Annotated in this window: 6 protein-coding genes; 2 read left to right on the top strand and 4 right to left on the bottom strand. The window is 40.3% G+C overall.

Annotated elements, in window-relative coordinates; translation table 11 throughout:
- The 3 genes from hslV to priA form a co-directional block, all read right to left on the bottom strand.
- Nucleotides 1–499 (bottom strand): ATP-dependent protease subunit HslV (gene hslV, locus H5072_RS09845; RefSeq protein ID WP_220488576.1); only part of this gene is annotated, 499 nt, incomplete at its 3' end.
- 79 nt (nt 500–578) lie between these two features.
- A complete protein-coding gene (locus H5072_RS09840; protein WP_024596311.1) occupies nt 579–1,106 on the bottom strand; it encodes an SPOR domain-containing protein in 528 nt (175 codons plus the stop codon).
- Nucleotides 1,107–1,126: 20 nt separating this feature from the next.
- Nucleotides 1,127–3,313, bottom strand: coding sequence for a primosomal protein N' (gene priA / locus H5072_RS09835; RefSeq protein WP_182693421.1), 2,187 nt, complete (start codon nt 3,311–3,313; stop codon nt 1,127–1,129).
- Between the two features lie 230 nt (nt 3,314–3,543).
- Here priA and rpmE point away from each other — a divergent pair, with 230 nt between their 5' ends.
- Nucleotides 3,544–3,759, top strand: coding sequence for a 50S ribosomal protein L31 (rpmE, locus tag H5072_RS09830; RefSeq protein WP_002958369.1), 216 nt, complete (start codon nt 3,544–3,546; stop codon nt 3,757–3,759).
- Nucleotides 3,760–4,285: 526 nt separating this feature from the next.
- A complete protein-coding gene (locus H5072_RS09825; RefSeq protein ID WP_002958370.1) occupies nt 4,286–5,527 on the top strand; it encodes a malic enzyme-like NAD(P)-binding protein in 1,242 nt (413 codons plus the stop codon).
- Nucleotides 5,528–5,591: 64 nt separating this feature from the next.
- Here H5072_RS09825 and metJ read toward each other — a convergent pair whose 3' ends face one another.
- Nucleotides 5,592–5,912: a met regulon transcriptional regulator MetJ gene (metJ, locus tag H5072_RS09820; protein ID WP_002958371.1), complete on the bottom strand. Its 321-nt coding sequence runs from the start codon at nt 5,910–5,912 to the stop codon at nt 5,592–5,594.
- Nucleotides 5,913–6,049 lie beyond the last annotated feature (137 nt).

Raw genomic sequence — 6,049 nt, 5'->3', positions numbered from 1 at the left:
GGAAGTTATTAGTAAATACGCAGATGTTGCCTGCAATAGTTAAGCTTTTCTCTACTATTTCACGAGCGCTTAAATCTGTATTTTCTAAAAGGGCGGTTGCAGCTGATTGTGCAAAGTTACCACCACTGCCAATTGCAATTAGGTCGTTTTCAGGTTGAACCACATCGCCATTACCGGTAATAATTAAAGAGGCTGTTTCGTCTGCTACAGCGAGCAGCGCTTCGAGTTTTCGAAGTGCACGGTCGCTGCGCCAATCTTTAGCCATTTCTACTGCGGCTTTAGTTAGGTTTCCTTGGTGCATTTCTAATTTGCTTTCAAAGCGTTCGAAAAGAGTGAAGGCATCAGCAGTACCGCCGGCAAAACCAGCGATTACTTTGCCATTATAAAGACGTCGAACTTTACGGGCGTTGCCCTTCATTACGGTATTACCAAGAGACACTTGGCCATCGCCGCCAATTACAACCTTGTCGCCACGGCGTACACTTACGATAGTAGTCATGTTATTCCTCATCATCGAGCTGCAGAGGCAACTCGTAAAAAACGATTATGAAGAGGTTATATGGGTGAATGGTTTATTTTCAAGTCCAGCCCCAAATTCCGCAGCCGACTATTTTTACACGTTTAAGTTTGTTTTTATCACTTTCGGCTTGGCGTTTGGTTTTATATGGGCCTAAGCGCACTTTATACCAAGTACCATTGCTGCCTTCAGCCTGTTTTATTTCAGAAATGAGGCCTGCAAATGCTATTTTTGCTTTTAGTGATTCCGCTTGTGCGTGGGTTTTAAACGAACCACACTGCATAACGTAAGGGCCTTTTTGCTCAAGTTCTTTCACTTCAACTTGAATCTCGTGGTTTCTAATTTCTTTAATAAACTCTGGTGTGCGTGGAATAACCACTTCTACTTTTGCGGGCGCAGTGGGGTTTGCTTGTTTTTCGACAAGTTTTGGATCTGCATTACTTTTAATAAACCATAATGTATAAGCAAAACCACCGACGAGTAAGATGGCTATGACAGCTAAAAGAATAGGAAATGGTTTTTTAGCGGGTGCGTTTTTTTTACTGTTTCTGCCTGCAGGCTTTTTGTTAATATAATCGTGCTGTGCCATGGTGTTATTTTGGCCTTAACCTAAATCATGTCTATAGGGTCTACGTCTAAGCTCCAGCGTACTTTTTGTGCAAGTTTACTTGAACTTAAATAATCAACCATTTGCGCAAGGTACTGATGTAATATGCGGCGATCTTGCGCTTGAATATGTAATTGAAAACGATACATACCTGCGACTTTTTCAAGTGGAGCAGGGATCGGGCCGAGCAATTGTATACCAGATACCCCATTCACAGGAACCAAATCCGTCAAAAAATCGACGACTAGCTTAATGCTGTGTCCTTGTGCACGGACAATAGCCATATTTGTAATGGGTGGTAAGTCTGCAACATCGCGTTCACTCAGTGCAAAGCGAGCAAAGTCTTGGTAACCATTATTAACTAAGTCTTGTAAAAGCGGGTGTTCTGGAAAGTGTGTTTGTAATAATACTTGGCCAGGTTCCCCTGAACGCCCAGCTCGCCCCGCGACCTGAGTAACTAACTGTGCTAAATGCTCTGTCGCCCTAAAGTCGCATGAGTATAAACCGCTATCTACGTCTAAAATTATAACAAGGCTTACATCTGCAAAGTGATGGCCTTTGGCAAGCATTTGTGTGCCAACTAAAATGCGTGCACCGCCTAGGTTTATTTCATCTAGTGCTTTTTCAAGGCTGCCTTTACGGCGAGTTGAATCGCGGTCTATGCGAGTAACGGGTGTATCTGGAAACTCGGTCGATAAAAACTCTTCAATTTGCTCTGTACCTTTGCCATTTGGAAATATTTGCGTACTTCCACAATCAGGACATTGGTGAGGAACAGGGTATTGATCGCCACAGTGATGACAAATCATTTGCCCAATCGCTTTATGAAATGTGGCGCTGGTACTGCAGCGTTTACATTCACTTAGCCAGCCACATTCATGGCAAATAAGAGTGGGTGAAAAACCTCGGCGATTTAAAAAAACCATAACCTGTTTACCGCGATTTAAGTGTTGGCGCATAGTTGCAAGGCTTGCATGTGCAATACCTGCTTGGTCGGGTTGGCCTTTCATATCGAGTAACTTAAATTGGTTATCTGTCGCAGTTTGCGCGCGCTCGGTTAAACTTAGTAGCTGATATTTGTTATTAATTGCTTTGTGAAGTGTTTCAAGTGCGGGTGTAGCACTGCCTAATATAAGTGGTATTTTATGCTGAAAAGCTCTGTATGCGGCCAAATCACGAGCATGGTAACGAAGGGTATCTTGTTGCTTAAATGATGAATCGTGCTCTTCATCGACAACTATCATACCGAGTTTTAAAAATGGCAGAAAAATACTCGAACGTGTGCCTATAACTATTGCACAACTGCCTTTTTCGCAAAAACGCCATGTTTGCAATCGCTCGTTGTCGGTAAGGGCTGAATGCCAAAGCATAATGGGTGTATCAGGAAAGCGGCGACGAAAACGGTTTACAGTTTGTGGCGTTAAGCCTATTTCTGGCACTAATACTAATGCTTGCTCGCCACGTTTTAATACTTCTTCTAGGCACTGTAAATACACTTCTGTTTTACCACTGCCAGTTACGCCCTCTAATAAAAAGCTGCTAAATCCATTACTTTGATTTATTGCCGTACAGGCAACCGCTTGTTCTTTATTAAGTACTGGTTTACTACCGACAGTTGGAGCAACTCTTTGCCATTGGTTATCGTGCTCAATAGTTTGTGTTATGAGTTCTTTATCTATTAGGCTATCGATTGTTTTTTTACTAAAGCCAAGAGCTTTTAATTCGGTTAACGATGATTTCCCCGATTGCGATAACTGCTTTAATAAATTGAGCTGTGTTTTAGCTTTTAATGACGGTACTTTTGCACCTTTTTCTGTCAGGGCAACCATATTAATACTGGTTTTATCTGGCGATTCACCTTGGCGAAGTACACTCGGTAGCGCTATATGAATAGTTTCGCCTAAGGGATAGCAATAATAGCGGGCAGTAAAGCTAAGGAGTTCTAAATGTTGGGCACTTAAAATAGGGGTGTCGTCTATTACCTCTATAATATTCTTAATTTTATTTAAAGGGACGTCGGTACTGTTTTTAATGCCCAGAACAACAGCCACTTTTTTTTGATTACCAAAAGGCACTAAAACCCGCATGCCCGGAAGTATTGGGGTTGATAAGCCACTGAGCTGCTCTTCTATTTTATAATCAAAGGTGCGTGGAAGCGGGACTTTAATAGCAACTTCAACAAAACTCATAACAACTCAACCCGTAAAATTAATGCTGTAATGTACTAAAAATACCGCTAAAAACCTACTAGCAATAGTACTTGAGAAAGAGATTGTTCACTTTTTTAGCGAAAAGATAAATAAATACTTGTGCAGGGGAAGGTTGTTGGATAAAATCCGCCACCAACAAATTTGTTTTAACGACGTATGGTGCCAGACTTCGGGTTTGGAGAGCGATGCGGCCTTAACTAGAGGTTCCTATGAAAGAAGGTATTCACCCTAAGTACGAAGTAATTTCTGCAACATGTTCATGCGGAAACAAATTCGAAACTAGCTCAACTCTTTGTAAAGACATTCACTTAGACGTATGTTCTGCGTGTCACCCGTTTTACACTGGTAAGCAAAAGATTTTAGACACTGGCGGCCGTGTTGATCGCTTCAACAAGCGCTTCGGTGCACTTAGCAGCAAGAAGTAATTATTGCTGTTTAGTTAAAAAAAGCACCTTAGGGTGCTTTTTTTGTGTCTAAAATTTACCACTTCTTATCTTATTTAGCTTGCTCGAGCTACATCACACCTTGCATAACTATTTCCTATTCTTATTCTGAGTATGCATAAACCTTTACAGACAAATCGATAGATATTCTCTATATTTTAAATAGTACAAATTTTAACTAGGTTGATAAAAGTAGCTAACGTGGGCTTATCTGTTTTTAAAGTAGTGTAGTAGGCTGTTATTTTAAGTTTATGATGATCCGTTAAACATACATTTTTTTAATATTGTAATAGACATAAACGCACCTCAAAACTTACTTTTTTGATGAATTTTTATTTATCAAATGTTTATATAATCCTGCAAAGTTACTGAAAAACCTCTTAAAATTAAAGGATATAGCATATAACAGGATAGACCTGATATTGCTTGGAATTTAAAAACAATAAGGGTATCGTACCCCAAGACTCCACCTCTCACTTTAACTTAAATTGCAGGATACCATCGCGTTATGTCTGACTTTCGTGAACAAGCACTACATTATCACTCACATCCCGTACCTGGTAAAATTAGCATTGAGCTAACAAAACCAGCTGAAACAGTTCAAGACTTAGCCCTAGCTTATAGCCCAGGTGTCGCTGAGCCTGTACGTGAAATTGCCGCAGATCCTGCAAATGCATATAAATATACCGGTAAAGGTAACATGGTTGCGGTTATCACTAATGGTACTGCAATTTTGGGCTTGGGTAATTTAGGTCCTTTAGCGTCTAAACCCGTAATGGAAGGCAAGGCGTTATTGTTTAAACGTTTTGCAGGGCTTGATTCTATTGATATTGAAGTAAAGCACAAAACAACAGAAGACTTTATTAACACGGTGGCCAATATTGCTGACACATTCGGTGGTATTAACCTTGAAGATATTAAAGCACCAGAGTGTTTTGAAATTGAAAAAGCATTAATAGAGCGTTGTAGCATTCCTGTTTTTCATGACGACCAACACGGCACCGCCATTGTTACGGCTGCCGGCATGTTAAATGCGCTAGAAGTACAAGGTAAATCAATTGAAGATGCAATAATTGTATGTTTAGGTGCAGGCGCTGCTGCAGTTGCGTGTATGGAACTGTTAATTAAGTGTGGTGCACTGCGTGAACACATTTATATGCTTGACCGCAAAGGTGTTATTCATACTCGTCGCGATGATTTAAACGAATATAAACAGCTTTTTGCTAACAATACCGATAAACGCACATTGCAAGATGTAATTGCAGATGCTGATGTGTTTGTTGGTGTTTCGGGTCCTAACTTGTTAGCTGCCGAAGATTTAAAACTAATGGCAGAAAAGCCGGTCGTGTTTGCATGTTCAAACCCAGATCCAGAGATCGATCCTGCACTTGCACACGGCGCACGCAATGATTTAATTATGGCAACAGGGCGCTCTGATTACCCTAACCAAGTAAATAATGTTTTATGTTTTCCGTTTATTTTCCGTGGTGCACTTGATGTACGTGCAAGCGCGATTAACGATGAAATGAAAATTGCTGCAGTTGAGGCTATTCGTAGTATTGCCAAAGAGCCTGTACCTGCAGAAGTTTTAAAAGCCGCAGGCGTAGATAAGCTAGAGTTTGGTGCGCAGTATATTATTCCAAAACCAATGGATCCGCGTTTACTACCGCGTATAGCTAAAGCTGTAGCACTTGCTGCGGTAGAGTCGGGTGTTGCGCAAATTGACTTGCCTGAAAACTATATGGCGTAATATATAACGCTTAAACAAAAAAACCTCAGCAATGCTGAGGTTTTTTGATTAAAAAGGTAATGATTTATTCTTCGTTTAAAATAGGCACTTCTAAACCCATTTCTTGCATTATCTTTTTAACTTCTTCTGGTACTTTTTCTGCGTTGTCTTTACGTAGGTCATCGTCATTTGGTAAAGGTTGACCAGTAAATGCATGCAAAAACGCCTCACATAGCAATTCACTATTTGTTGCATGGCGAAGGTTGTTGATTTGACGACGCGTACGCTCATCCGTTAAAACTTTTAATACATTTAGTGGGATCGAAACGGTGATCTTTTTAACTTGCTCTGATTTTTTCCCGTGTTCTGCGTATGGGTGAATATACTCACCATTCCATTTAGCCATAAGATGTATCGTTGCCTCAGATTATTAATTTCTCACACGGTATAAAAAGCGTGTAAATATGCGTGAAATTCTATCGATTTAAAAAAGATAGTCAAATAATAGATACCGATCTATCTTAATAAGCCTATTTGGAATGT

The organism is Pseudoalteromonas sp. SR45-5, from assembly GCF_014163565.1.
Lineage (GTDB): Bacteria > Pseudomonadota > Gammaproteobacteria > Enterobacterales > Alteromonadaceae > Pseudoalteromonas > Pseudoalteromonas distincta.
This window is presented reverse-complemented; position numbering and strand designations above follow the sequence as displayed.